The 25,856-nt window shown below is 65.8% G+C and carries 18 protein-coding genes and 2 pseudogenes; 8 read left to right on the forward strand and 12 right to left on the reverse strand.

Going from position 1 to position 25,856, the window contains the following annotated elements; all coding sequences use genetic code 11:
* Positions 1-153 precede the first annotated feature (153 nt).
* Complete coding sequence (locus KZO24_RS20620) at positions 154-1,389, forward strand: AraC family transcriptional regulator (protein ID WP_486487630.1); 1,236 nt, start codon at positions 154-156, stop codon at positions 1,387-1,389.
* A gap of 65 nt (positions 1,390-1,454) precedes the next feature.
* Here KZO24_RS20620 and KZO24_RS20625 read toward each other — a convergent pair whose 3' ends face one another.
* From KZO24_RS20625 to KZO24_RS20660, 8 genes are all read right to left on the reverse strand, one after another.
* The gene (locus KZO24_RS20625) at positions 1,455-3,533 is read right to left on the reverse strand and encodes a TonB-dependent receptor domain-containing protein (protein ID WP_271182175.1); all 2,079 of its coding nucleotides are present in this window, start codon (positions 3,531-3,533) and stop codon (positions 1,455-1,457) included.
* Entirely contained in the window at positions 3,512-3,712 is a 201-nt protein-coding gene (locus KZO24_RS20630) for a hypothetical protein (protein ID WP_486487631.1), read from the reverse strand. The genes KZO24_RS20625 and KZO24_RS20630 overlap by 22 nt, the downstream gene beginning before the upstream one ends.
* Positions 3,713-3,902: 190 nt before the next feature.
* A complete protein-coding gene (locus tag KZO24_RS20635; RefSeq protein WP_271182177.1) occupies positions 3,903-4,190 on the reverse strand; it encodes a DUF3325 domain-containing protein in 288 nt (95 codons plus the stop codon).
* The gene (locus KZO24_RS20640; RefSeq protein ID WP_271182178.1) at positions 4,187-5,761 is read right to left on the reverse strand and encodes a PepSY-associated TM helix domain-containing protein; all 1,575 of its coding nucleotides are present in this window, start codon (positions 5,759-5,761) and stop codon (positions 4,187-4,189) included. The genes KZO24_RS20635 and KZO24_RS20640 overlap by 4 nt, the downstream gene beginning before the upstream one ends.
* Positions 5,762-5,785: 24 nt before the next feature.
* Positions 5,786-8,284 carry a TonB-dependent siderophore receptor gene (locus KZO24_RS20645; protein WP_271182179.1) on the reverse strand — a complete coding sequence of 833 codons (2,499 nt, stop codon included), beginning with the start codon at positions 8,282-8,284 and terminating at the stop codon, positions 5,786-5,788.
* A gap of 109 nt (positions 8,285-8,393) precedes the next feature.
* On the reverse strand, positions 8,394-9,404 hold the full coding sequence (locus KZO24_RS20650; RefSeq protein WP_271182180.1) for a FecR family protein: 1,011 nt from the start codon (positions 9,402-9,404) through the stop codon (positions 8,394-8,396).
* Between the two features lie 133 nt (positions 9,405-9,537).
* Positions 9,538-10,047, reverse strand: coding sequence for an RNA polymerase sigma factor (locus tag KZO24_RS20655; RefSeq protein ID WP_486487632.1), 510 nt, complete (start codon positions 10,045-10,047; stop codon positions 9,538-9,540).
* Positions 10,044-10,769 carry an energy transducer TonB family protein gene (locus tag KZO24_RS20660; RefSeq protein WP_271182182.1) on the reverse strand — a complete coding sequence of 242 codons (726 nt, stop codon included), beginning with the start codon at positions 10,767-10,769 and terminating at the stop codon, positions 10,044-10,046. The genes KZO24_RS20655 and KZO24_RS20660 overlap by 4 nt, the downstream gene beginning before the upstream one ends.
* 386 nt (positions 10,770-11,155) lie before the next feature.
* Here KZO24_RS20660 and KZO24_RS20665 point away from each other — a divergent pair.
* Positions 11,156-11,359: pseudogene (locus tag KZO24_RS20665) on the forward strand (TonB-dependent receptor plug domain-containing protein); the annotation flags it as partial.
* A 362-nt stretch (positions 11,360-11,721) separates the two neighbouring features.
* The gene (locus tag KZO24_RS20670) at positions 11,722-13,101 is read left to right on the forward strand and encodes a TonB-dependent siderophore receptor (protein WP_486487738.1); all 1,380 of its coding nucleotides are present in this window, start codon (positions 11,722-11,724) and stop codon (positions 13,099-13,101) included.
* A gap of 93 nt (positions 13,102-13,194) precedes the next feature.
* On the opposite strand, the gene KZO24_RS20675 is transcribed toward KZO24_RS20670, so the two are convergent.
* Complete coding sequence (locus KZO24_RS20675; RefSeq protein WP_486487633.1) at positions 13,195-16,086, reverse strand: TonB-dependent siderophore receptor; 2,892 nt, start codon at positions 16,084-16,086, stop codon at positions 13,195-13,197.
* 415 nt (positions 16,087-16,501) lie between these two features.
* Here KZO24_RS20675 and KZO24_RS20680 point away from each other — a divergent pair, with 415 nt between their 5' ends.
* Both KZO24_RS20680 and KZO24_RS20685 read left to right on the forward strand, forming a co-directional pair.
* Positions 16,502-17,839 (forward strand): LLM class flavin-dependent oxidoreductase, encoded by a 1,338-nt coding sequence (locus tag KZO24_RS20680; RefSeq protein ID WP_271182185.1) that lies wholly within the window; start codon positions 16,502-16,504, stop codon positions 17,837-17,839.
* 25 nt (positions 17,840-17,864) lie between these two features.
* Positions 17,865-18,008: pseudogene (locus KZO24_RS20685) on the forward strand (LysR family transcriptional regulator); the annotation flags it as partial.
* 153 nt (positions 18,009-18,161) lie between these two features.
* Here KZO24_RS20685 and KZO24_RS20690 read toward each other — a convergent pair.
* Both KZO24_RS20690 and KZO24_RS20695 read right to left on the reverse strand, forming a co-directional pair.
* A complete protein-coding gene (locus KZO24_RS20690; protein WP_271182187.1) occupies positions 18,162-20,303 on the reverse strand; it encodes a TonB-dependent receptor domain-containing protein in 2,142 nt (713 codons plus the stop codon).
* Positions 20,304-20,522: 219 nt separating this feature from the next.
* A complete protein-coding gene (locus KZO24_RS20695; protein WP_271182188.1) occupies positions 20,523-21,686 on the reverse strand; it encodes an acyl-CoA dehydrogenase family protein in 1,164 nt (387 codons plus the stop codon).
* 278 nt (positions 21,687-21,964) lie between these two features.
* On the opposite strand from KZO24_RS20695, the gene KZO24_RS20700 reads away from it, so the two are divergent.
* The 3 genes from KZO24_RS20700 to KZO24_RS20710 are packed head-to-tail and all read left to right on the forward strand — an operon-like array spanning position 21,965 to position 24,844.
* On the forward strand, positions 21,965-23,032 hold the full coding sequence (locus KZO24_RS20700; protein WP_271182189.1) for an ABC transporter substrate-binding protein: 1,068 nt from the start codon (positions 21,965-21,967) through the stop codon (positions 23,030-23,032).
* A 10-nt stretch (positions 23,033-23,042) separates the two neighbouring features.
* Entirely contained in the window at positions 23,043-24,062 is a 1,020-nt protein-coding gene (locus KZO24_RS20705) for an ABC transporter permease (RefSeq protein ID WP_271182190.1), read from the forward strand.
* A complete protein-coding gene (locus tag KZO24_RS20710) occupies positions 24,056-24,844 on the forward strand; it encodes an ABC transporter ATP-binding protein (protein WP_271182191.1) in 789 nt (262 codons plus the stop codon). The genes KZO24_RS20705 and KZO24_RS20710 overlap by 7 nt, the downstream gene beginning before the upstream one ends.
* 21 nt (positions 24,845-24,865) lie before the next feature.
* Here the strand turns inward: KZO24_RS20710 and KZO24_RS20715 are convergent, their stop codons facing one another.
* The gene (locus tag KZO24_RS20715; RefSeq protein WP_271182192.1) at positions 24,866-25,768 is read right to left on the reverse strand and encodes a LysR family transcriptional regulator; all 903 of its coding nucleotides are present in this window, start codon (positions 25,766-25,768) and stop codon (positions 24,866-24,868) included.
* Positions 25,769-25,856: the final 88 nt, after the last annotated feature.

The raw sequence follows: 25,856 nt of genomic DNA on the forward strand, positions 1-25,856 counted from the left end.
GCGCTGGCAAGCATCGCCGTACGACGCGTGCTTCCGCCCTTCCTTGTCCTTGCAAGGTCGCGCTACGCTCGTGCGATCTTTGGCACTCTTGCCGCAAGATCTCGTACACCGACTTGACCGATGCGGACAGGCGATGCAGCCATTGTTCAGGAGATGGACGGCGCGGCCGTAAGCTCCGATAACCGCGCCTTCCCTTGCGATGCCAAGGACCTGCTGATGCCATTGCCTGCCGATGTGGAATTTGCACGGCTCAACATCCCGCTTCTCCGGCATTTTCCGGAACTGGTCAGCTCGCTTGGCGGAAATCCCGGCGAACTGTTGCGGTTCGCCGGGATTTCCGCCCAGGATTTTCGCGACGACGCCGTTGCGCTCACATATCCCGAGGCGATCCGGCTCCTGACCGTTGCGGCGCACCGGCTGGACTGCCGCGATTTCGGAATGCGGCTGGCTCTGCGGCAACGCGGCGGAGCGATCTTCGGGCCGCTGGGCAATACGATGCGCAGTTCGAGGACGTTCGGCGATGCCCTGCGCTTTGCAAGCGAGCACATCAGCGCACACAGCCGCGCAGCGCGCGTATGGCTGCGGCCGCATGCTGCCGAGGGCACCATATTCGCCGGCCATGAACTGCTGTTCGAAAACAGTGCCGAGCGTATCCAGGCCATCGAGCAGATCCTTTTGATCGGTCATGTCGAGGCGATGGAGATGACCGGCGGCTATGCCCGCGCTCGCTGCGTGCATTTCCGACACGAGCCGCTCTCTCCGCTCGCCGACTATCGTCGCTATTTCGGCTGCGAGGTGCTTTTCGGGGAGCCGTCCGACGGGATCACGTTCTCGGACAGGGATCTCGCCAGTCCGATCCTCAGCCAGAACACCCAAGTCCATAGCGACCTGGCCGCCTACATTGAGAAGCACTTTCCCAAACGAAGTCTACCTTTTGACGCGGAAGTGCGCGGCCTTATCATTCGCAGGCTGGCGCAGGGGGACTGTGCCAGCGTTGAAGTCGCGCGTGCACTGAACATCCACCATCGTACCTTGCGCCGCCGGCTGAAGGAGGAGGGCACCAGCTTTCAGGACGTCAAGGACGGGGTGCGCCGCGATCTGACGCTCTACTACCTGCAACAGACCGACCTCGATTTCCGGGGATCTCCGAAAAGCTCGGCTTCGCCGAACAAGCGGTGTTCTCCCGCCGCTGCCAACGATGGTTCGGCCAGTCTCCCACAAGTATGCGCAGCACACGCCGCCTCCAGGAAAAAGGCAGTATCTTGTCCTCATAGGCAAAAGCGATCCCACAGCGAACCAGCGGGCGCGGGGCGCACCCTGACCTTGGGCACCCGTCACGAGACGCTTGGCAAGCTCGCGGTCGTATGCGTCGTTCCGGATTTCACTTGAGAAATTCCCGTCAAGACATTGCCAGTGCTTCGAAACTCGTCTTCAGCGGTTTCTCGAACAGACACTCAGAAAGCCCGAACCACAGCCATCGACACGATCACCCCTTGCTTTTGGTTCCTTTCCTCGCTTCCGGTGTAGGCACCCGCACGGCTCGGTGAATAGAAGCGGCGCCACCGGGAACTATCCTGCCCGTTGATCGCCTTGGCCGTGAACGTCGTCTTGAACCCGGCCAGCACCGTGGTCTCGATATAGCCACCCCAGCGCGCATGGCTCCGCGCGCGCAGGACTTCGCCGGTGTAGAAGACGTCGGCTTCTTCGGGCGCGGTCCAGTTGACGCCCCATGACGACTTGAGGGCCGGCACGTCATGGCGGAACTCGGCAGTCACGCTTTGCCCAGCAATGTCGTCCATCGCCCGGTGCTTGCCGGTTATCGGATCGCTCAGCCGCGAACCACGCCAGGTGCCGTCAAGAGTCAGCCGCGCGCCGCGCAACACGGTGTCGAGAGGCAGTGTCCCCTGCACGCTCACACCCCATTGCCGCGCATCGCCGATGGTGCCAAGTGCCTGGTCTCCGCTATCGAGAACAAGATAGCCGAGCAATCCGGTGTGCCACTGGTGGTAGGCCTCCACCGCGATCGCCCCGCCCTTGCCCCAGCGGTGGTCGAGGCGGGCCAGGGCGCGCGTCACACGGGCGGGCCGCAGCCCCGAATTGCCGCCCAGCGGCCGCCCGTCGGCCTGGTTGACCGAAGCCGCGAAGTCGGCGAAATCGAGCTGGTCGACGGTCCTGCGCACCCCGAGCCGCAGCTGCGTGCTCCCCGACGGCGACCACACCAGTGCCGCCGAAGGCTTGAGGTAGGACAGGCTCTGCTCCTGCGCCGCCTCGCCCGAAACGCGGATGCGCGAGAATTCCACCGCCATGCCCGCCTCCAGCGCAAGCCTGGGGGCGAACTTCACGGTGATGTTGGCGAACGCCTCGCCACGCAGTTCCGAAACCCGGGTATCGGCATTGGCGAGCGCCACGGGCATAAGGCCGGAGCCGGTATCCTCGGCGTAGTCGAGCAGGCTCGACAGACGATTGTAGGCCACCTCGCCGCCGAACTCCGGCCGCACCGAATGGTCGCCTTCGCGCGTCACCGTCACGCGGGCGACGAACTCGCTCGGCGTCTCCCGCTGGGAGGAAAGGCCGCGATAATCGGCCTCGACATAGTCTTCGTCAGTGACGTAGCGCTCTACCCGGCCGAGACCGACCAACTTCGCGGTCCAGCCAGATCCCAGCCGCCGCGTCCAGTCGAGACCAAGCTCACCGCTGCGCCCGTTCTCGTCATAGGCGATGTCGCGGCGGCCATCCGGCGAGCCGTTCGCAGCACCCTTGAAGATGTCGATGCCCCGGTCAGACGAATAGCCGTCCTTGTTGAGCCGCAGGTTCACAGTCAACGTTCCGCCCGCGACCGCCCCCGAAGTGCTGAGCGCCAGACCGTACTCGGGGGCCTTGGCGCGGATGTGTTCACGCCGGGTGGAGGTCAGCGTCCCGGTCGCGTCGCGGTCGAGATACACGCCGTCGGTGGGATAGCGAGTGACCTCGCCTGACAATTCGATGCTGGTCTGCCAACCCGCGACGCGCCGCGCGAAGCTGACCCGGCCGGCGGGCGAGACAACACCATCAGCGGTGTGGGTCATCGTCAGCGCGGCGTTGCCCGATCCGCCCGCGTCGGTACGCAGGATCACGTTGGCGACCAACGTCTGGCCCTGCGCCTCGGCAGCGTCGGACCCACGCAGCAGTACCACCCGCTCGACACGCGATGCGGCGATGCGACGCAGAACTTCGGTGATGCCGCCTCCCTTCACGGTCGGCCTCTGGCCGTCGATGAGCACATTGCCTGCCGCATTGCCGAACCCGCGCACCGAAGTGCCCTCGCTCAGCAGGAAGCCGGGAGTGCGCTCCAGCATGTCGAGCGCGGTCTGTGGCTGGAACGGCTTGTAGAAGTCGGCCGGGTAGACCGGGTCGGGTCCGGCGGGGACGATGGCGGGCGGCTTTTCCTGTCCCTGCCGCCCGGTCGGGACCGATTCCTCGGTCGGAGAACTGGCGGCCGCGACTCCGGCAAGCATGAGCGAAAAGGCGTTCATCATGCCGGTGCCATCACCCATCCCAGAAGCGCGAGCGGCACGGACGCTCCGGCCAGCCACAAGCACGCACGCAGCACGCTGTGGGCATGGAACACGGCCATGGAGATGACCGCGAAGACCGCGAAGCTCGCAAGCGTCGCCGCAGTCACTGCCTCCACCCGCGTCATGCCGAGGCGAGACAGCAACAATGACGCGGCCACGGTGATTTGCGCCGTGAGGCCATAGGCGCCCAGGGTGCCGGCCAGAGTACGGACAGGTGTGCGAAAAGGCAGGCGCGCAAGCGCGCGCGTCGCCGCGGCAAGCCGCTGGCGACGCGCGACGCCGGTCGCGACGGGCGACGGGGGACGGACTGACCCGCCGCGACGGTGTTCCTGGGCATTGGTGTTCCTTTCAGGCGAACAGGCGCAGAATGCGCTCGCGATTGGTCTGCGCGGCAAGCACCAGCATGGCGGCGAAGCTCAGCCAGCCGCACCAGGCGACGGTGCCATATGCCCAGCCGTGGCCCAGCCCCGCCGCCCCGAAAGCGAGCGCCAGCGCAGCGAACCCGCTCCAGCGCAGCACCCGGGACGTGCGCGGCGCCAACTTGCGCTTCAGCCAGTCCTGCTGGTGGCGCGCCATCGCCAGGAGCAGTAGTGCGAAGCCCGCAAGCGCAGGCATGGCAATCACGAGATGGGTCATGCGGTCGCTTCCTTCTGCATGCGCTGGCGGCGCGCCGGAGCCGCCTTGGGCCGGTGACGCAGGACTTTCCACGAGGTCCAGCCAAAGCCTGCCGCGAGCGCCGACATGGCCAGGTCGAACCCGACGAAAGCCCAGTCGCCCCGCCACAAGCTGCCACCCAGCCCGCGTGTGGTCGTCAGTGCATTGACCAAGGGAACCAGCGCGAAGACGACGGCACATGCGCCGAGCGCCTCGACCCAGGCGCGCTTGGCGGGCCGCGCCAGCGTCCAGACGAAGATCGCGCCCCAGGCGATGAACAGGCCGTTCACCTCCCACTCGGCACGCCCCGCAAGTGCAACCGGAAGCAGGCGATTGGCCAGAAAGTAGACGGTGATGCCGGCCGGTGCGCCTGCTATGAAGCCGATGTTCAGCCGCTCGACCAACCGGAACCCGAAATGCGGGCGCGCCGGGTCGGGCAGTTTGCCACGCCGTTTGACGCACCAGAGCGCAAGGCCCGTCCCCACCATCACGGTCCCACCAACGCCGGAGAGAAAGTAGAGCCAGCGCAGACCATATCCGGCGAACCAAGCGGTGTGGAGGTCGACCATGACCTCCTGCGTCTTTCGCGCACCGCCCGCAGGCCGCGCCGCGACCGGCAGTTCACCGCCCTGCGTCGCGCCGAGATGAACCGGATCGCGTCGTCCCTCGCTCCAGTCCGTGCGCTGGGGATAGACCTGCGCGGTCGCAGCGGCATCACCGGGATGGGCGATACTGATGTAGCTCGGCTGTCCGCCCTGCCACTTCGCCTGCGCGCGCTCGACCAGCCGTGCGAGCGGGACGGTCGGCGCAGGTTTGCCGCTCGCCTCGCTTTCCTCGGCGCGGGGAAAGGCTTCCGCATAGAAAGCCTCGCGGCTCGGATAGCTGGCCGTGATCGCCCAGGGCATCAGCGTGAACAGAAGCGTGACGAGGCCGGTATAGGTGATCATCACATGGAACGGCAGGGCCAGCACGGCGGTAGCGTTGTGTGCGTCGAGCCAACTGCGCTGACCCTTGCCGAAACGCATCTGAAAGAAGTCGGTGAAGATCTTCTTGTGCGTGACGACACCGGAAAGGATCGCCACCAGCATCGCCAGCGCCGCCACGCTGACCAGCATTCGCGCCCACATCACCGGCAGGTAGTGCAAGTCGAAGTGGAAACGGTAGAGGAAGAACCCGCCACGCGTATCACGCAAGGCGAGTTCGCGCCCGCTCGCAGGATCGAGGGTGACTTCCTCGCCCCCGCGACGGCCTCGCCGCGCCTCTCCGGGCATCTGCCACGAGACCGTCAGCCCGCTGCCGCCACGGGCGGCCGGCAGCGATACGCTCCAGCTGTCCGCCCCGGCCCCGCGCTTGCGCAGGACGCGGTCGGCGGCCTCAAGGGCGCCCGCGGTGACGCGGCTCTGCGCGGGCAGCTCCGGGCGCATCCAGGCGTCGATCTCATGCTGGAAGAATGCGGCCGTCCCGAACACGAAGATGACATAGAGTACCCAGCCGGGCAGTAGCCCGACCCAGGTGTGCAGCCAGGCCATCGACTGGCGGAAACCCTGCTTCACGATGCTGCTCCCCCGACGACCGGCTTAAAAGCCGTACTTCACGGCGAAGGCCACGCTGCGCGGAATGCCTAGGGAATAGGACGTCGCCCAGTAATTCTCGGCTGTGATGTTCGCCGCGTTCAGGTCGAAGCGCACCGGGTGGCCATCCACCTCCGCCTTGTAATGCAGGCCGAGGTCGAAGATCGTATAGCCGTTCATCTTCTGCAGGTTGGCGCTGTCCTTGTACATCTTGCCGGCGTGGTAGACGCCGCCGCTGACAGAGAAGCCGGGCAGCGCGGGCACGCTATATTCGAGGTACATCTTGGCGAGAGTGCTGCTCACGCCGGTGGGCCATTTCCCCAGCAGCGATGCGGTGCTGGTCTTCGTCACCTTCAGGTCCATCAGCGTGCCGCCGACCATGACGTTGAGGTTGTGCGTCACGTGTCCGGTGGCGCTCAGTTCGATACCCTGGTGCACCTCGACGCCGTCCTGGGTGCGGGTGATCTTGCCGCCCACCTGCTCGTCGAAGGAATTGGCCTTCTCGATACGATAGAGCGCGCCGGTGATCAGCAGGGCATCGATCGGCGCGTACTTGGCGCCGATCTCATACTGCTTGGAGACGTAGGGCTTCATGATCTCGCCCGGGTTGTTGTAGAGCGTGGAATCGTCGGGGACCGTCGAGCCCTGCTCCAATCCTTCCATATAGGTGGCGTAAGTCGTCACCCGCGCGGACGGCTTGAAGATCAGCGACACCGTGGGTGTCCATGCGCTTTCGTCGTAACTGGAAGTCGTTGCGCCGGTGGCTCCGTATGCCTTGGCCTCCACGGTGCTGTGATTGGCCCCGACCATGGCGCCCAGATGATCGGTGAACTGGATATCGTCGCCGACGACGATGTTGGTATTGCGCGCCCAGCTCGACTTGTAGAGAGCGCCCCACGAATACGTGTCCAGCGCCGAGGGCATGGCCCAGTTGTTGAGACCATCAGGGTCGCTGAAGACGGGCGAGTCACCGCCGCTGACGGTGTTGGTGACGTGGCGCTTGACGCTCAGGATATCGCCCGAGGCGCCGACGGTCAGGCGATGCCTGATCCCGAACGTCGCGAACTCGCTGTCCAGGTAGGCATAAGCGCCCTGCGCGTAGTTATACGAAGGCGCACTGCGCGAGGTCCAGCCCAGTTGCCAGCCTGCCTCCCCGTTTCCGCCGTCCTCGACGTAGAGCGGATAGATGTTGATCGAATCCTGCTCGTCACGCTTGTAGAGATAGGCTGCGCGCAGGCTGAAGGTATCGTCGATCTTCCACTTGACGTTGGCGCCCAGACGATCGGTCTTGGTCTGCAGATAAGTCCAGGACGGGGTCCAGGTCTTGTCGTTGGCCAGCGGCTCGATCCAGTGGTCGAGCGAGGCGCGACTGGTATCGCCATAAGCGTAAAAGCGGGAATCGATGCCGTCGATGCGGTAGTAGGTGTGTGCGGCCTCGGCCTGCACCAGCAAATTCGGCGCGACGTTCCAGTCGAGCGCGCCGCTGACCATCGTGCGCGCGACGTTCTGGTTCTTCTTCGCCGTCTCGCCGTCCTGGATGGACATGTTGAGACGATAGGCAAAGGTGCCGCCGGCATCGATCTTGCCGCCCATGTCGATATGCGCGAACCACTGGGTGTTGCCATAATTTCCGACGCGCACGTCGAGCAGAGGCGCGTAAGTCGGCCGCTTGAGCACGTAGTTGGTCACGCCGCCCGGATTTCCGACACCATACAGGAAGCCCGACAGGCCGTTCATGATCTCGACATTGGCCAGTTCCTCCGTCGAGATGCCGGTAAGGGTCGATGAGATGCGCAGACCATCGACGACGCCCTTCTGGGTCGAGAAGCCACGGATATTCACGTAGGGCGTTCCGTAGACGGTCGAGGGTGCCGAATTCTGGACCACCGGATTCATCTTGAAGATCTGGTCCATATCGCCCGCGATGACGCTCTCGATAAGGTCCTGCGACACCACGCTGATCGCGTAAGGCGTGTCGATCACCAGCTTGTTGCCCCAGGGGCCGGAGCCGGAAATCGCATCGATCTTTTCGTTGTGGCCGGTGACGAGGATTGTGTCGTCGCGACGTCCGGCCTCGCTCTCCTCTTCGGCGGCCACGCTGCCGACTCCATAGGCGGCGGGCGTCAACTCCAGCCTCAGCGGATCAAGGGTCATCGCCCCTCGTGTCGCGCGCGCGATAGTTAGCGCGCCTTCGCTTGACGAACGTGCGGCAAGGCCCGTGCCCGAAAGCAGGCGCGAAATGGCATCCCGGGGCGCGAAGCTTCCGCGCAGACCACCGGTTCGCAACCCCTGGGTCAGCGATGCCTCGTAAGTCAGTTGCACGCCGCTCTGTTCGGCAAAGCTGTTAAGCGCGTCTGACAGTGCACCGGCGGGGATATCGTAGGCGCGCAAAGTGCCCTCGTCCTGCGCCATCGCCAGTCCGGGCAGCGCGGCGCAACCGCCGATCACCGTCCCTGCCATCAAAGCAAAAGCCATGACCCGGCCGCGCTCGAACTTTATCGTCATCGAAACTTTCCCCACCTGGAATTCCATGCGCCCGACATTGCTGCTGCGACGCAATCGCAAAACCAAGACGCAGTCCGATCCCGAAACACGACCTTGCGGTGAGAATTTTTTATCGGCGCAGGATGATGAAGCGATCGGACAGCCGCACGGAGCGCAGCCCGTGGCTTTTCTCGATGCTGTCGATCGCCGCGAGTGGATGATCGAGATCGTAGACTCCGCTCACCCGCATGGCGGCCGCCGCACCGGCGACGGTGACGAAGCCGTGCCGATAGCGCCCGATCTCGGCCACCACTTCCCCGAGCGGGCGATCAACCACCATCAGTCGCCCACGCGTCCAGGCTATTGCTTCGCCCCGCGCGGGAAACGGCCCGGTCAATGTCGAATGCGTAAAGTCGGCGCCCTGACCTTCACCGACGACGGCGGCACGTCCCCCGCCCTCGACCCGGACGCTGTGTTTCGTCACGGTCACCGTGGCCCGCCCACCCTCGTCGCGCACGGCAAAGGCGGTGCCGAGAGCAGTGACGCTGCCGCCCTCCGCCTCGACGACAAAGGGGCGCGAGGGATCGGGCGCGACCTCGAACAAAGCCGCCCCCGCCAGCAGGTGCACACCCCGACGGCCTTTCGCGAAGTCGAGCGCGATCGCCGAGCCGCTGTCGAGTTGCACCACCGATCCGTCGGAAAGGGCGACATTGCGCCGCTCACCGATGCCGGTGATCTGGTCCGCGCGCAGCCGTGTCGGCCAGTCCTGCACACCGCCCAGAACGACGATCGCCAATGCGGCAGCGATCCCACCCATTGCCCCGCGCATGCCCCAGCCCCGGCGGAGCAGCCCGAGACGGCGGTTCGGATGACAGTTCGAACGGCTGCGAGTGGTGGTAGAGACCGGCCGCGTCCGGGGTAATTCCGGAATGGCCTGCAGGCCAGCCACCGCGTCTTCCTGCTCGTCCATCAGGCCCCAGATCTTCTCCAGCCGGGCCAGCGCTGCGCGGTGATCGGGGTCCGACTGCCAGAGCGCGAAGTCACGCTCTTCCTCGGGGCTCATCGCCTCCCCGTCACGCCGGACAATCCATGCGGCGGCCGCTTCGGCTATTTCGGGTAGAATGGGCTGTCTCATCGTCATGGCCACTGCTCCATCCCCACCGGGATCGCCCGCGAACCGCGCGAGGCGGCTGCCGTCAAAGGCCAAGACGCAAAGGGGCACCAAAACACGACCTCGTACCTGGAATTTTCTGCCTGGTTTGTCATCGGGCCCATCATTCGACGTCGTCGATCTCGCCGAGCCGGGCCGCGAGGGCCAGGAGGGCGAGCCGCAAATGCTTCTCGACCGCGCCGCGCGTGATGCCGAGTCTTTCGGCGATCTCGGCCTGGTGCAAGCCCTCTATCTTGCGCAGCGCGAAGACCTCGCGGCATCGGGGTGGCAGGCTCTCCACCAGTTCGAGCAGCAATCGCAACCGGTCACACCCCAGCACCGTGCGTTCGGCCGAAGGAGCGTCATCGGCGATGAGGTCGCCAAGATCCTCCTCGACCGTCCAGGCGGCCCACTTACCTCTTTCCCGCGCTCCATCGATCACCAGATTGCGCGCGATCCGGTAGAGGAAAGCGCGCACGTTGCTCACTTTACCCTCGCGCAACGCGGGGATCGCCCGCGCCCAGGTTTCCTGGACGATATCAGCGGCCAGAGGGTTGGAACCGTCCAACGAGCGCACGTAGGCGCTGAGCGGATCGTGATGATGCGCCACCAACGCCGCGTCGCGGGCGCTCATCGCGATGCCATCCGTGCCGACACCAGGAACTCGACCGGGAGGGTGATTTCCAACTCGTCCGGCAATCCTTCCGGAATCGCGGGAAACGGAGCGGCGCGGCGAACGACGTCCAGCGCGGCGCGATCGAGGGTGCGCGAGCCGGCGGAGCGTGCCACCGATGCATCGAGCAGGCGCCCACTGCGTTCGATCCGGAACAGCACCACACCGGCACCCGAAGCACCGTCCCGTCCACGGGCGCGCTGCGCCTCGAGCCGCGCCATCACGGCGCGCCGGTAACCCTGCGTGGTCAACGCCAGCGCGTCGATGCGCCCGCCCTCCGCCGGTGCTGGCATTTCGGCGACGGTTTCGATCGCGATTGGAGTCGGCGGCGCCAGCATGATCGCGGGAGGCGGGCTGCTCTTCACCGGAACCGGTTCCGGCCGCGGCTTGGATGCCCGCGTACCGGGATCGGGACGGCGGCGCGGCTCGTCTACGGGACGGGGAAGAATGGTCACACTGATCAAGCGCGTCCCGCCAGTCCGGTCCGGCGCCCCCGGCCAGCCCAGCATCATCACCGCGCCAACCGCCAGATGCACCAGCAAGGTTGCTCCGACACCGAGCATGCGCAGCGGCCGGCCGCCGCCCAAACGATAGCCGCCCGGCAGCCGCTGCTGCACCGGCGCTTCGCTCGATGTCACCAGCGACACCGATGCGTGCGCCATCGGGACGGACGAGGCGGACATGGCCTCGCCACTACACTAATGCGAGTGAGTTGCAATATGCGCCACTCGTCAGCGAGGCTCTCGCATCGGACATAAAATGTTTCGATTATATTGCGCTTGCGACGCAATCGCATTAGAGGCCCGCCGCGCATCGGGAGTCGGGGGCTCATCATCCGGTGCCGATCAGGGGAATAATAATGTCCTTCAAAAATCCGATCCCGGCCCGTCAGCGCGTGGCTTCGCTGCTCGTCATCGGCATGCTGACTACGACCACCGCCCATGCCGAGGAATCGGCCGAAAACCCCGACCCCGACGCTATCGTCGTGACCGGACAGACCGAGACCACCGGCCTCAGCCTTTCATCGCGCGAGACACCGCAGTCGGTCACCGTGCTCGACAGCGTCCGGATGGAGGAACAGGGTCTTTACGACATTTCCGAGGTGATGGAGCAGGTCGTCGGCATCCAGTCGAACCGCTCCAGCGCGCTCGGCACCGACGGTACCAACTACACCGCGCGCGGCTTCGCGGTGGAGAACTACCTCGTCGACGGCATCGCGCGGCCGACGGGGCTCTATGGCTTCAGCGAAGATACCGCCGACATGATCGCCTATGACCGGATCGAAGTGCTCCGTGGCTCGGCAGGCATGATGACCGGCACCGGTGAGCCCTCGGCCGCGATCAACATGATCCGCAAGCGCCCGCGCACGGAAATGCGCGCCACGGCGGCAGCCACGGTCGGCTCCTGGGACATGTATCGCCTCGAAGCGGACCTCAGCACGCCGCTCACCTCGGACGGCAGAGTGCGTGCCCGCGTCGCGGGAGCCTGGCAGGACAACGATACCTTCATCGACCGCGAGCACGTCAAGCGCCAGGCGCTCTACGGCGTGGTCGAAGCAGACCTGACGCCGGGTACGCTGCTCACCGCCGGGGTCGAGTATCAGAACTTCACCAACTCCGGAGCCTCGCGCGGGGGATTCCGCTCTACTTCACCGACGGCACCGAGACCGATTTCGCGCGATCGACCAACGGCGGCGCCAAGTGGTCGCACTTCCGGCGCAAGAGCGTCAACATCTTCGCATCGCTCAAGCAGGATCTCGGCGAGCACTGGGAACTGCAGATCGACGGCGAGCATAAGTCCGGCTCCTACGATGAGACGATCGGCTATTTCTTCGGCAGCGCGATCAACAAGGACACCGGCCTGGGCGGCACGCTCTATTCCACCCGCTGGGCTTCGGACCTCACGCTTAACGCGGTCTACGCGAACCTGCGCGGCAGCTTCGAGGCGCTGGGGCAGGAGCAGCATATCGCCCTCACCCTCAACCACACCCAGTTCGACGACGACCAGACGCCCTACCCCGGCTGGTGGGACGGTCCCGAGTATATGAATACGTCCGTCAACGCCTTCGATCTGTTCGCTACCGGCGACGTGCCCAAGCCGGACCTCAGCCCCAGCGGCACCTTGTCCGGCAACCGCGTGCGAACCAGCGCGGCGGCAGGCGTAGCGCGGCTCAAGCCGATTGCGCCTCTCTCCATCGTCGTCGGCGGACGCTTCACCTGGTGGAAGCAGGAAAGCTATGCCGAGGACACTGCGGGCGCACGCACCTGGACCGCGGGCACGAATGAGAAGGGTGTGTTCACCCCTTACGCCGGCGCGGTGCTGGACATCACCAGGACCATTTCCGCCTATGTCAGCTACGCCAGCGTGTTCAAGCCGCAGACCTACCGTACCGTGGACGGGAACCTGCTCGGCCCGCTGGAGGGCAATACTTATGAAGCGGGCTTGAAGGCCGATTTCCTGAACGGCAAGCTGAGCGCCACCGCAGCGGTGTTCAAGATGCAGCAGGACAACTATGCCCTTGCCGATGGTTCCGGCATCTTCGCGCCGGACGGCAGCACCGCCTATCACGCCGTGTCGGGCCTGAGGTCCTCCGGCTTCGAAGTGGAGGTGAACGGTGAAATCCTGCCGGGCTGGCGCGTCGCGGGCGGCTTCGCCAATGCCCGCGCAGAGGATCGCGACGGCGCACGCCAGATGCCGCAGATCGCCAAGAACAGCTTCAAGATGTTCACCGCCTACAACCTGAGCGGAAAACTGGAAGGCCTGACGCTGGGCGGCAACCTCCGCTGGCAGGGCAAGGCCCGGACGGAATACGCCGGGCCTACGGGCGAATACTATACCCAAGGCAGTCTGGCGATCGTCGACCTCATGGCGAACTACCGCTTCTCGCCCAGACTTTCGCTGGCCGTCCATGTCGATAACGTCCTCGACAAGACCTACTACTCGGGCCTCTATGTCGGCAGTGCGCGCTACGGATCGCCCCGAGCCTTCAGCGTGACGCTGCGGGGCACACTGTAACTCCCCCTCGGAGTCCTGATCGATTGCGAAACGGCTGCTTCCTCAGGGAAGCAGCCGTAACCCGGTTCGCGTCGACAGACGGCCCTGACGGGATCACAGGGAATAGTTCAATCCGACAAGCAGACTGTGCGTGCGAAAAGACCCTTCGATCGCATTGGCGGTGGTCGTCTGCAGGAACACATCCGACACGTTGAGATAGCGATAGCGCAGCGTCGCATCGAGCCGGTCCGACAAGGCATAGCGCGCGCCGACCACGGCCTGCCAGGCGAAGCGCACCTTGTTCTCGTAGGCGAAGGTGCTGCTCTCGTCCGCCTCCAGCTTCCAGCGGTACTGGTTGATCCGCGCCACGCCAATGCCGCCGCCCGCCTCCAGCGACCAGCGCGAGCCGGTGGCGATATCGGCCAGACCGTTGAGCAGGATCGACTGAATGCGCGTAGTGCCGGAAGGATCGTCGTAAATCCCGGCAGTGCGGGAAACCGGATCGACCGCGATGCGCGTCGAATTCAGCGCAACCCGGTCGAGATCGAACTGCTGGCGCGCCAGTTCGGTTTCGGTGCGCAGGAAGCCGAAATCGTAGCCCAGCCTCCCGGCGAGTTCCCATCCGGTCTTGTACGAGGTCTTCAGGCCACCACGATCCACACCCAGCGCGGGGTTCACGCGGGCGCGGATGTCGAAGCTGCCGTCGTTGATCTTCGTGCCGCCCGCCGCCGCGCCGATGTAGAAGCCTCCCGTTCCGGAGCCTTCACTCCACCCGGCATCGCGCCGCTCGATCGGGCCGGTGGAGACCGTAAGGTTCAGGCTGAACGTGCGCGGGGCACCGGCCGACAAGGAGACACCGCCCGAGCCCGGCACCCAATACTGCTCGTTGGTGATGTTCTGGACGTTGCCGGAAACCGTCACCGAGCGCCCCTCGATCGGCAGTTCGTAGGAGATGCCCGCATCGCCGATGGTCACCGGCTTGTAGATGAAGGTATTCGTCACCTGCCCGTAAGCCTTGCCCGAATAGCGCACGCCGCCGAACGCCGAGAAGCCGGGCAGGAACGCGGGCGAATATTCGACGAAGCCCGAGGTCTGGAACGCGGTGGCGCCCGGCACCTTCTTGCCGACCAGCGCCGCGCTCGATGCCTTGGTCTGCACCGCGTCGAGATAGGCGGCGCCGAACTTCAGCAGCACTTCGGGCGTCGCCTGCCAGTGCGCATCGAACTCGATGCCCTGGAACCGCCGCTCGCCGTCGCGCACCCAGTAGCTTTCGATGTTGAGGAACTCGGACGGCACCTTGGTGCGGAACGCCGCGAGCGTCGCGCCCCAGGTGCCGCGATCGACCTTGATGCCCGCCTCGTACTGCGTGCTCTTGATCGGGCCGAAGCTCTCGCCATAGTTCAGCGCGTTGGCGGGGGCCTGCGTGCCGCGCTGCAGGGCCTGCACGTAGGAAACATAAGCTCGGACGCCATGTGCTACGTCGTAGCTGAGCGCGGCGACGGGAGTGAAGCTGTTCTCGCGGTAGTTCGTATCTGCCAGCACCGGCTCGTAATTGCGCTCGGTATAGAAGGTGTAGCGGCCGCCCAGCATCAGTTCGGCATTACCCAGCTTCAGCGTATCGCTGAGGAACAGGCCGCGCTGGCGGATTTCTTGATAGCGGAACCAGTCGGGCGGGCGCTGGAACTGGCGGCCCGTCACCACCTGCCCGTCGGCGCGGGTGTAGGAAGCGAAAGCCCAGTCGGGCACGTTGTTCGCGTAGATGTTGCCGGTCAGGTTGAAGTCGTACGACACCGTCGGCACGCGCGTAGCGGTGTACGGGTTGTAGTCGTAGTCGTAATCGACGTCCAAGTAATCGAACCCGGCGACCACGGCATGCTCGATCGCGCCGGTATGGAAAGTGCCGTCGATCGACAACTGCCCGACATGATACGTGAACTTGCGGTTCATCCCCAGCACGCCGACGCGATAATCGCCCGCATTGTTGGTGATCTGCGCGGTATTGCCGGTGAACCGCTCGTCCAGCGCCGAATAGCGCAGCGCAGCGGAAATCTTCCAGTCAGGCGCGATCTGGTAGTTCAGGCGGCCGGTCACCTGATTGATGTCGTTGAACTTGTGCGTCGATTTCGAGGCGAGGTTGAAGTCCGCCCCGCTCATCGTCGCCAGCGAGGTGACGCCGGTGGTGAAGCTGACGGTATTGGACTGCCCCGCCTGCCATGTGCGCTGGTAATAACCGTCGACGCTCCACGTCAGGTCGGGGGTGATCTCGCCCTGCAGCCACAGCTGCGCGAACGTATTCTTATTGTAGGCACCGTTGTAGAGCGTGCCCTGCTCCTCCACCGCGTTGAGGCGGAAAGCGGTGGAACCGGTCTCGGTCAGCGGCCCGCCGATATCGACGTGCGCGCGCCAGATGCTGGAACTGCGCAAGGATAACCCGGCGGTGGCGACCAGTTCGTCGGTCGGCTTCTTCGAGATGAAGTTCACCACGCCCGAAGGCGAGGCATAGCCATAGACGAAGCCGCCCGCGCCCTTCAGCACCTGGATCTGCTCGACCGCCTCGATCGGGTGGTCCTGGAACCAGTAGGGAAAGGCCAGACCATCGTACTTGTAGCCGTTGGTGAGGTCCACCGCCTGCCCGCGAATGCTGAAGGTATTGCCCGAAGCCAGCCCCGAATTGTTGGAGCGCACCGAAGGATCGTAATTGAACGCGGCGTCGATCGTCGTCGCGGCGATGCGGTTGATCTGGTCGGTATCGGCAGCGGAGACCGAAAACGGCGTCTCCAGAATGGTACGCGTGCCGAGCGGCCCGGCCTCCACCACTTCGCGCGAGCGCGTCCCTTCGACGAGGATTTCCGCCGCCGCATCGCTGCTGTCCGCGCCTTCCGCTTCGTCTGCCGCGAAGGCCGGCGTCGCCGTCCCCCCTACCGCCAGTGCGAGCATGAAGCCCAGAGCCTGCCTGCTGCTGCCCGATCCCAAGGCATGGCCCTTATGGCGTGCCAATTTGCGCATTGTTCACCCCTGTATATGCGTCGGGCGCACCGCTCCGGCCCCCGGAACGGAAGCTGCGGGAGCGGCGAAATCCGGCCCGACCTGTCGTTTTTCGAAAAAGGATATCCCCGACGTCAGGGTGCATCCGGCGCGCACGCTGTCGCAGCGTGCAGGGCCTTTTCAGCGTGTCTCACCAGCATGGCATTCATATCGGCGTTTTGATGTCAAATAGCCGCCGAGGCCTGACCTGATGAGCGATGGGTATGGGCGGCCCGTCGATCAGACAAATTGGAAGTCTTGGGCCTCGCTTGAGAATTGGTCATACTGATCGCGTCCGTTTAGCGCCGCGAATAACGCTATGGGAAACCCTCGTTATTCGCGAGTGACCGCGTCGATTACGCTCGGCCCATCATCATCGACGAACGGGTACAATCTCATGAGCGAACGGCAGCTTCATCTTGGCGCGATACTTACCGGCGTGGGCAACGACCAGTACAACTGGCGCCATCCCGACGTGCCGGGCGATGCCAGCGTCGACATCGACTGGTACATCACCAACGCGAAACTCGCCGAGGACGCCAAGTTCGACCTGGTGTTCATCGTCGATTCCCCGTTCATCACCCCTGACACCTCGCCGCACTTCCTCAACCGACTGGAGCCGCTGACGCTGCTTTCCGCCGTCGCCGGGCACACCTCGCGCATCGGCCTCGTCGGCACGCTGACGACGAGCTACTGGGAGCCCTACAACGTGGCGCGCCAGTTCGGCTCGCTCGACCACATCAGCCGGGGCCGCGCGGGCTGGAACGTGGTGACCACCGGCCTCGAAGGCGCCGCGCGCAACTACGGCCGCGAGGAGCATTTCGACCACGCCGTGCGCTACGAACGCGCGCAGGAATTCGTCGAGGTCGTGCAGGGCCTATGGGACAGCTACGAAGACGACGCCTTCCCGCGCGACAAGCAGTCGGGCGTGTTCCTGCACAAGGACAAGCAGCACCGCCTCGACCACAAGGGACGCCATTTCGCGGTGGCCGGGCCGCTCGCGCTCACCCGCTCGCGGCAGGGCCAGCCGGTGATCTTCCAGGCCGGCGACAGCGACGAAGGCCGCAACCTGGGCGCCCACATCGCCGAAGCCACCTTCGCCGCCTCCCCCGATTTTGCCTCGGGCCAGCAGTACTACGCCGACCTCAAGGCCCGCGCCGCCGCGCTCGGCCGCGATCCCGACGCGATCAAGGTGCTCCCCGGCCTGTTCCCGCTGATCGCCGAAACCGACGAGGAAGCCCGCCGCATCGAGCGCGAGCGCGCGGAGAACCTCGATATCGACAAGCTGCTCGTCCAGCTCGGTCGCGCGTTCAACTACCACGATTTCAGCCAGTACGATCTGGACGCGCCGTTCCCCGATCTCACCGGCGTCACGCTCAACAGCTACAAGGGCGCGGCCGAGCGGATCATCCGCACCGCGCGCGAGGAGAAGCTGACCTTGCGGCAGGCGGCCCAGCGCGGCCAGAGCCCGGGCGGCAAGGGCTTCGTCGGTTCGCCCGAGACGATCGCGAACGAGATCGAGCGCTGGTTCACCGGCCGCGCGGCGGACGGCTTCAACGTCGTCGTCGGCACCCCGGACGAGTTCGCGCTGTTCCGTGAGCGGGTCGTGCCGATCCTGCAGAGCCGGGGCCTGTTCCGCACCGAATACGCGCATGACACCCTGCGCGGCCACCTCGGCCTGCCGGTCCCGGAGCACCGCCACGCCGCCCCGTCGCTGGCGGTGGCCGCAGAGTGACGGTACGTACCTGACAAGCGCATCCATGCCGGGTCCTCATCCCGTGAACGCACCCCTCAATGCCCTGCGCGCATTCGAGGCGGTCGCGCGCCATCGCAGCTTCCTGCTGGCCGCGCGCGAACTCGGGGTGACGCCGTCCGCCGTCGGCCAGCTCGTCGCGCGGCTTGAAAAGACTTGGGGCTGGACCTTTTCGCAAGGCCGCGCACCGGCCCCGGCGGGCTGTCTCTCACCCCGCCGGCAGCCGGTGCGCTGCCGCATCTTCAGGCCGCATTCGCCAGCCTGTCGCTGGCGGTGCGGCACATGGAAGGCGACAGCGGGCCGGTCAGAAGTCGACCGTCGCCGAAAGCCAGAGACGGCGCCCCTCCTGGTTGATCGAGTAGGCGGGCGTGTAGACCGTCGCCACGCCGCTCTGGTACGGCACGTAGACCGCATAGTCGGTGTCGAGCACGTTGTAGACGGTCGCGGCAAGGCGGAAGGCCGGGGCGATCTGGTACGAGCCGCCAAGGTGGAACACTTCGTAGCTGCGGAAGTCGCCCACCGCCACCTGCTGCGCATTGGCGCCGCGATAGCGGCTGGAGCGCACCTCGGCCCGCGCCCAGAGGCTGGCGACGTCGCTGACCTTCCAGCGCAAGTTGCCGTTCAGCATGTGCTTTGGCATGCCGACCAGCGGGAGGCCCTTTTCCGACCCGCTGAGCTGCTCGGTCTCGGTATAAGTGTAGTTCAGCGCCAGCGTGAGCGCGGGTGTGAAGGCGAAGCGCGTCGCCACTTCGGCCCCGCGCGTGCGCGCCTTGTCGATGTTGATCGACTGGCCGAACAGGTCCACCGCCGGGAAGTTGCCGACGTCGAGGCAGCCCGGACGGTTGGGATTGCCCGCGAAGGAACAGTTCGGGATGCCCGGGCCGCTGGCGATCTTGTCGTCGAAGTCGTTGTTGAACAGCGTGACGTTGCCGCTGAAGAAGCCCTTGTTATCGAAGTAGATGCCCGCCTCGTAGGTGGTGCTCGTCTCCGGCGTCAGGCCCGGCGTGCCGATCAGCGGCACGCGGCCCTGGCTGCCGAAGCCGATGATGCCGCTGGCGATCTGTTCGACGCGCGGGGTCTTGAAGCCGCGGCTGACACCGCCCTTGAGGGTCAGTGCATCGGTCAGGTTCCACACCGCATAGGCGCGCGGCGACCACTTGTTGCCGAACGTCGAGTGATCGTCGTAGCGTATGCCGCCGGTGACGTTGAAGCCGTCGAACACGGTCAGCGTGGCTTCCGCAAAACCGGCCCACTGGGTGAACTTGAACGGCTCGGGCGCGACGCCGTCGATCATGCGTGCTTTCCAGTACTGGCCGCCAACGGTGAAGGCGAGCGGTCCTGCCTTGCCGGCGAAACGGCTGTCGATGATGTCGTTGCGCGCCTCCAGCGAACGGGCGCTGCCGGGCACCGCACCGGGGGTGCCGTTGGGGATCAGGCGGCCGATGGTCTCGGTGTCGTTGCGGGTCAGGGTGGTGTCGAGCTGGCCGAAATCACCCATCCGCCAGCTATGCGCGACGACGTAGTTGGTGCGGTTGAACTTCTGCTCGGGCGAGTAGCCGCCCGACCCCAGCGTGCCGAGCGGCCCCTCGGTGTTGTCGTAAGTCTGTTCGTTCCGGTCGAATTCCACCCACAGGTCATGATCGGCATGCGGCGTGATGCTGAGCCGCCCGCCATAGGTGTAGACATCCGAGCGGACCGGGTTGCGCCCCAGCGTCAGCGCCGGATCGCCGGGAATTGCGATGCTCGATCCTTCGCGGTGGAACACGCTGCCGCGCAGCGTCAGCCCGACGAGGTCCTTCACCACCGGCCCCTGTGCGAAGCCGTTGATCGACTGGATGTTGCCGAAGCGCTCATCCTCCTGGATCGTGGTTTCCGCCGTTGCGGTGCCGACCCAGCGGTTGCCGACCTTGCGCGTGATGATGTTGACGACGCCGCCCATCGCGTCCGACCCGTAAAGCGTGGACATCGGCCCGCGCACCACCTCGATCCGGTCGATGGCGGAATAAGGCGGCATGAAGCTGGTCGAAGTCTCGCCGAAGCCGTTGGGCGTGACGCCGCCCGGCGCGTTCTGGCGGCGGCCGTCGATCAGCACCAGCGTGTAGTCGCTGGGCATGCCGCGAATGGAGATGTTGAGGCCGCCGGTCTTGCCCGCCTCGCCGCCGACGTCGATGCCGGGGACGTCCTGCAGCGCCTCGGCCAGACTGCCGAAGCGCTTGTCCTGCAGATCGGCGCGGTCGATCACCGTGATGCTGGCGGGCGCCTCGATGATGTCCTGCGCATAGCCCGCCGCCGTGACCACGATCGGCGATCCGGTTTCGGCATCCGCCGCGTCGTCCGCACGGGCGGTCTGCGACCCGAGACACGCAAGCAGGACAAGGCTGCTCCCGGCAAGCTGACGATAACGATTACTGGCACGATTATTGGCACTGCGGGAAACGATGGACACGACTGAACCCCCTGCTGGTAATGCGACGTACTCGCATTAGCAGGGCCGGTTGATAAATTTGGCCGGGGTGTCAATCGCACGGCAGTCACGGCGCCGGTCGGGAAATGAAATATGACCTGCGAGCAACACCTTGTGAAATTAGATGCATATTCGTTGCGTCAATATTGCCGTTGAATTGCAGGACAGCGCCGCGAATAGTGTGGCAGAGCCATCTTCACCTCATTGTGCGAACAGCGCGCTGCGCCCTGCTGCTACCAACACGGTATCGGCCTGGGGCGAGTGAATCCGGCTGCACAATACGTCACGGTAATGCCTCTCGAGCGGGTTGTTACGGCTGATGCCCGGGTTGCCGGTCAGTTCCAGCCCCAGCGCCACCGCCTGGATCGCGTTCGCATTGGCGACATGCTTGATCAGGTTGGCCTCGGTGGCGGAGGGCAGCGCGCCTTCGTCGGCCGCCCGCGCCGCGCCTGCGATCAGGGCGCGGTTGGTGTAGAGCAGCGCCTCGATCTCGCCCAGCTTCTCCTGCACGCGCGGCAAGGTCGCCAGCGCAGCCCCGAGGTTCGCGGGCACCCGCGCGTCGAGATAGCCGACCAGCCAGTCCCGTGCGGCGCGGGCGACCCCGTCGTAGATCGTGGCGATCGCCAGCGCGTTCCACAGCGCCGGTCCTGCCGCAGGTTCCCACTCGGCCGGAAGCCTGACGTCGACCGCGTGTTCGGCCGGGATCGCCACGTCCTCGAAGACGACCTTGTGGCTGACCGTGGCGCGCATGCCGAGGTGGTCCCACTCGGGCACGATGGTGATGCCGGGCGTCGCCGGGTCCACAAGGAAGCTTCCGACGCGCGGGACTACCTCGTCGGTGCGCGCCCAGACGACGAACCAGTCGAGTCCGGTGGAGCCGGTGGAATAGATCTTCTCGCCGCTGATGCGCCAGCCTTGCGGGGTGCGGGTGGCGGTGGTCTTCGGCAGGCCGCCGCGTACCGGGGTGCCGAGTTCCGGCTCGACGCGGAACGTGCCGATCAGCCCGCGCCCCGCCACCGCCTCGCGCGCCAGTCGTTCGTAGAGAGGACGCGGCCAGCGGGCGGCCTTCTCGGCGGCGTGGAAGGCGTAGGTCATGAACAGGATGAGCGCGGTGGACGGCTCGCCCTGCGCTACCGCGCCCAGCACCCGCAGCGTGTCGGCATAGCCCGCGCCCGCGCCGCCCAGCTTTGGATCGACCGTCAGTCCGATGAGGCCCGCCTCAGCCAGAATGTCGAAGTTGGCGCGCGGGAACGTGGCGGCGCGGTCGTGGTCCTGCGCGCTGACTGCCAGCTTGCGGGTGATTTCCTGCAAGGTGGCGGCATCGGGAAGGCGCAGCGAAGCGGGTTCAAGTATACGGGTCGCCATCGTCGAAGCTCCGAAAGCACAAGTTGTCTCGCGAAACCTGTGTTCACTGCCGCCGCGTTCGACAAACGAGTTCGGCGCGATCTGGCTTGAGAGTTTGTGGACTGCGCCTGACGCCCGGGCATCTGTTGAGATAGCTCAATAGTCACATTGCCATTGCCGGATAGTCTTGCACGATCGCGGCGCTAGGCTTGGTGAGCAGGATCGATCCTTGCCGGGGCACTTCGCGTGAAAGCCCCCGGCGTACGGGTCTCCATTCCCTTCCAAGCAAGCGAGCCCGCATGACTTTCACGCCGTCCGACGACGATATCGCCGAACCCGAAGCCCCGCCGCCGCGTCCGCTCATCAACCGGCGCAGCGTGCTGGCGGGCGGCGTGGTCGCAGCGGCCGGGGCGGCCGGGCTTTATGCCGCCGCGCGTCCATCGCCACTGCCGCGCAATGCGAAAGGGCAGCGCAAGATCACGCTGGCCTGGAATGCCAATGCGATCTGCCTCGCCCCCGCACTGCTGGCCAAGGAACAGGGCATCTACGAGCGCTTCGGCCTCGACGTGGAGCTGATGAACTTCGCCGGGTCCACCGACCAGCTGCTGGAGGCGATCTCCACCGGCAAGGCCGACGCCGGGGTCGGCATGATCCTGCGCTGGATCAAGCCGCTGGAGCAGGGCTTCGACGTGCGGCTGATCGCGGGCACCCACGGCGGCTGCATTCGCGTGCTCGGCTCGCGAAGGGCGGGGATCACCGATGCGGTGGAGAGCCTGCGCGGCAAGGCGATCGGCCTTTCGGAAATCACCGGCGCCGGGCGCAATGCGCTGGCGGTGCTGCTGAAGGCCAACGGCCTCGACCCGAACCGCGACGTCGAATGGAAGGCATTCCCCGCGCCGCTCCTCGCCGCCGCCGTCGAGAAGGGCGAGATCCAGGCTTTCGTCGATTCCGACCCGATCGCCTACGTGCTGCAGAAGAATTCGGGCGGCGATCTGGTGGAGGTGCTCTCCAACCTCTCGGCTCCCTGGCAGGACCGCGTGTGCTGCGTGCTCGGCGCCAGCGGCGACCTGCTGCGCCGCGACCGCGCCAGCGGCGTCGCGCTGGCGCAGGCGCTGACGACGGCGGCCTCGATCTGCTCGCAGCAGCCCGAGGCGGTGGCGCGCGCCTTCGCGCCTTATGCCAAGGCCAGCGTCGAGGATCTGGTCGCGGTGCTGAAGATGCAGACCCACGATCACCACCCTGTCGGCCGCGACCTGCACAACGAGGTCGCGCTCTATGCCGGGGAGCTGCGCGACGTCGGAGTGATGAAGCCGACCACCGATCCGCAAAGTTTCGCCAGCCGCACCGTCGAACAGCTTTTCGCATGAAGGACACGCCATGAGCAGCAGCGCCCTCGCCTTATCGTCTGATCGCTTCGCCGGACGCAGTGAAGAGGTCGTCGAACCGGCTTCCCCGCGCGCTCCGGTGTGGCGAGGCGGCATTGTCGCGGCGCTGGCATGGGCCGCCGCCGCCGGGGTCACCTGGACGTGGCCGGATATCACGCCATGGTCCCGTTCGGGGCTTCTGGGTGCCGTTGAGTGCACGTTGGGTGCCGCCCTGTTCCTCCTAGCATTCGCCGGAAATCGCGGCCGACTGGCGGCCCTCCGGCCGTGGGATCGCTGGCTCGGCGCGGGTGCGGTGCTGCTTACACTGTGGCAGATTCTGACCGCAAAGACCGCAATTCTGCCGCTTCCGTTCTTCCCGCCGCCCCAGTCGATCCTCGAAGTCTACACCGACGACAGCGCCCGATTGCTCGAAAGCGCGGCCCGTTCACTGCTCCTGCTGCTGCCCGGCTATGCGATCGGCGGGGCGGTCGGTTTCGCCAACGGCGTCGCCATCGGCTGGTGGAAACAGGCGAGCTACTGGGGCCACCCGATCCTGCGTTTCGTCGGCCCGCTGCCCGCCACCGCATGGCTGCCGCTGGCGTTCTTCGTGTTCCCCGGATCGCAGAGCGCGAGCACCTTCCTGATCGCGCTGGCGACCGCCTTTCCGGTCGCGGTGCTGACGTCCTCAGGCGTCAAGGGCGTCAATGCGGCGTACTATGACATCGCCCGGACCCTGGGCGCGAGCGAGCGGTTCCTGATCCTCAAAGTGGCGATCCCGGCCGCGCTCCCGGACGTTTTCGTTGGCCTTTTCATGGGCCTCGGCGCATCGTTCGCAGTGCTGATCGTGGCCGAGATGATGGGCGTCAAGGCCGGGCTCGGCTGGTATCTGCAGTGGGCGCAAGGGTGGGCGGCCTATGCCAACCTCTACGGCGCGCTGATCGTGATGGCGCTGTTGTTCTCCAGCCTCATCGCCCTCCTCTTCACCGTTCGCGACCGCGTGCTCGCCTGGCAGAAGGCAATCGTTCGATGGTAACTCTGGTCCATTCCCCCGCGACCACCGGCCTGTCCGTACAGGTGCGCGGCGTTCACCACGCTTTCGACACGCCCGGCGGCCCGCTGCCGGTGCTGGACGACGTCACCCTCGACATTGAGCCGGGCGAATTCGTCGCCCTGCTCGGCCCCAGCGGCTGCGGAAAATCCACGCTTCTGCGCCTGCTGGCGGGGCTGGAGGCGCCCTCCGAGGGCAAGCTGGGCGCCGACAAGGTCCGCATCGTCGGCCCCGATCCGTCGCGGCTGCTCGTGTTCCAGGACCCGACGCTATATCCATGGCGCAGCGTGCGCGGCAATGTCGCGCTGGGCCTCGAGGCGCAGGGCGTGGACCCGCAGCAAGCCGCCGCGCGGACCGACCGGACCTTGCGCCTCGTCGGCCTCGGAGGCTTCGAGCAGGCCCTGCCGAGCGAGCTTTCCGGCGGCATGGCGCAGCGCGCGGCGCTCGCCCGCGTGCTGGTGAACGACCCGCGCCTGCTGCTGCTGGACGAGCCTTTCGGCAAGCTGGATTCGCTGACCCGCATGACCCTGCAGACCGAAATCCTGCGCCTGTGGCGCGATGCCGGGTTCACCGTGCTGCTGGTCACCCACGATGTCGAGGAAGCCCTGCTGCTGGCCCAGCGGATCGTCGTGTTCAGCCCCCGCCCCGCCCGGATCGTGCGCGAGGTGGCGGTCGAGGAGCCCTATCCCCGTCGCCGCGACAATCCAGCCCTGCAATCCTTGCGCCGGGACATTCTCGCCTCGCTCGGACACGCCCACGAGCTTTGAGAAGCCCCGGAGCCAAATGCTTCATGGGTGCTGCGACACGGCTTCGCCCTGCCTGACGATTTCATCGACAAGCGCGGCCGCGTGGCGGCTGAGCGCGGTAAAGTCGGCCGCACAAAGCACCAGATGGCGGCGTGCCCAACGATCCGCCAGCGGCACGATCGTCAACCCGCCGGAACGAACACGTTCGGCTGCCGCGAGCGGTAGAATGCCTATTCCGACGCCGGCTTCCACAAGCCGGGCCACGCTCTCGAAGCTGCGCAAGCGCACCCGGTAGCCAATCCTGCGGCCAAGTTTCGCGGCCTGATCCGCCAGATGCGAATGCAACGCCCCGGCGCTCAGGCCAACGAAAGGCTGGTCTAGCAGTTCGGCAAAACGCATCGACGAACTGCTCGCAAGGGGATGCTGGGATGGAAAAAGGACGACCAGCCTGTCCTCTGCGACCGTCACCGTCTCCAACCCAGCCGTATCGGCCGAGTTCGCGATCAGCCCGAATTCGGCCCTCCCTTCCGCGACGGCAGCAACGATATCTGCACTCGTACGCTCCTCGATGTCGACATCCACGTCGGGATGCGCAATCAGGAACACCCGCACGGCGGCGGGAAGCAGTTCGACAAGCGCAGCCGTATTCGAAAGCATGCGGATGTGCCCCTTGAGGCCCGATGCGAAAACGCCGAGATCACCCCGCATGCGCTCGATCTGCGCCGTCACGATGCGGGCATGCGCCAACAAAGTGCGTCCCGCAGGTGTGGGCACCACACCACGCCGGCCGCGCTCCAACAGCGAGGTTCCGAGCACGGCCTCCATGCCGCTGATCCGCGCGCTCGCCGAAGCCAGCGCCATGTGCGCAAGATTGGCGCCACCGGAGATGCTGCCTGCCTCCACTACGGCGATGAAGAGGCGAAGGTCGGTAAGGTCGAAACGCATGTGCCTTCGTTAACAGCGAAGGCTGGCATCGCATATCCCGCATTGTCGCATGCTGCGGGACGGACCACAGGTCGGGCAGCAACGTCAC

The organism is Novosphingobium sp. NFX11, assembly GCF_057376415.1.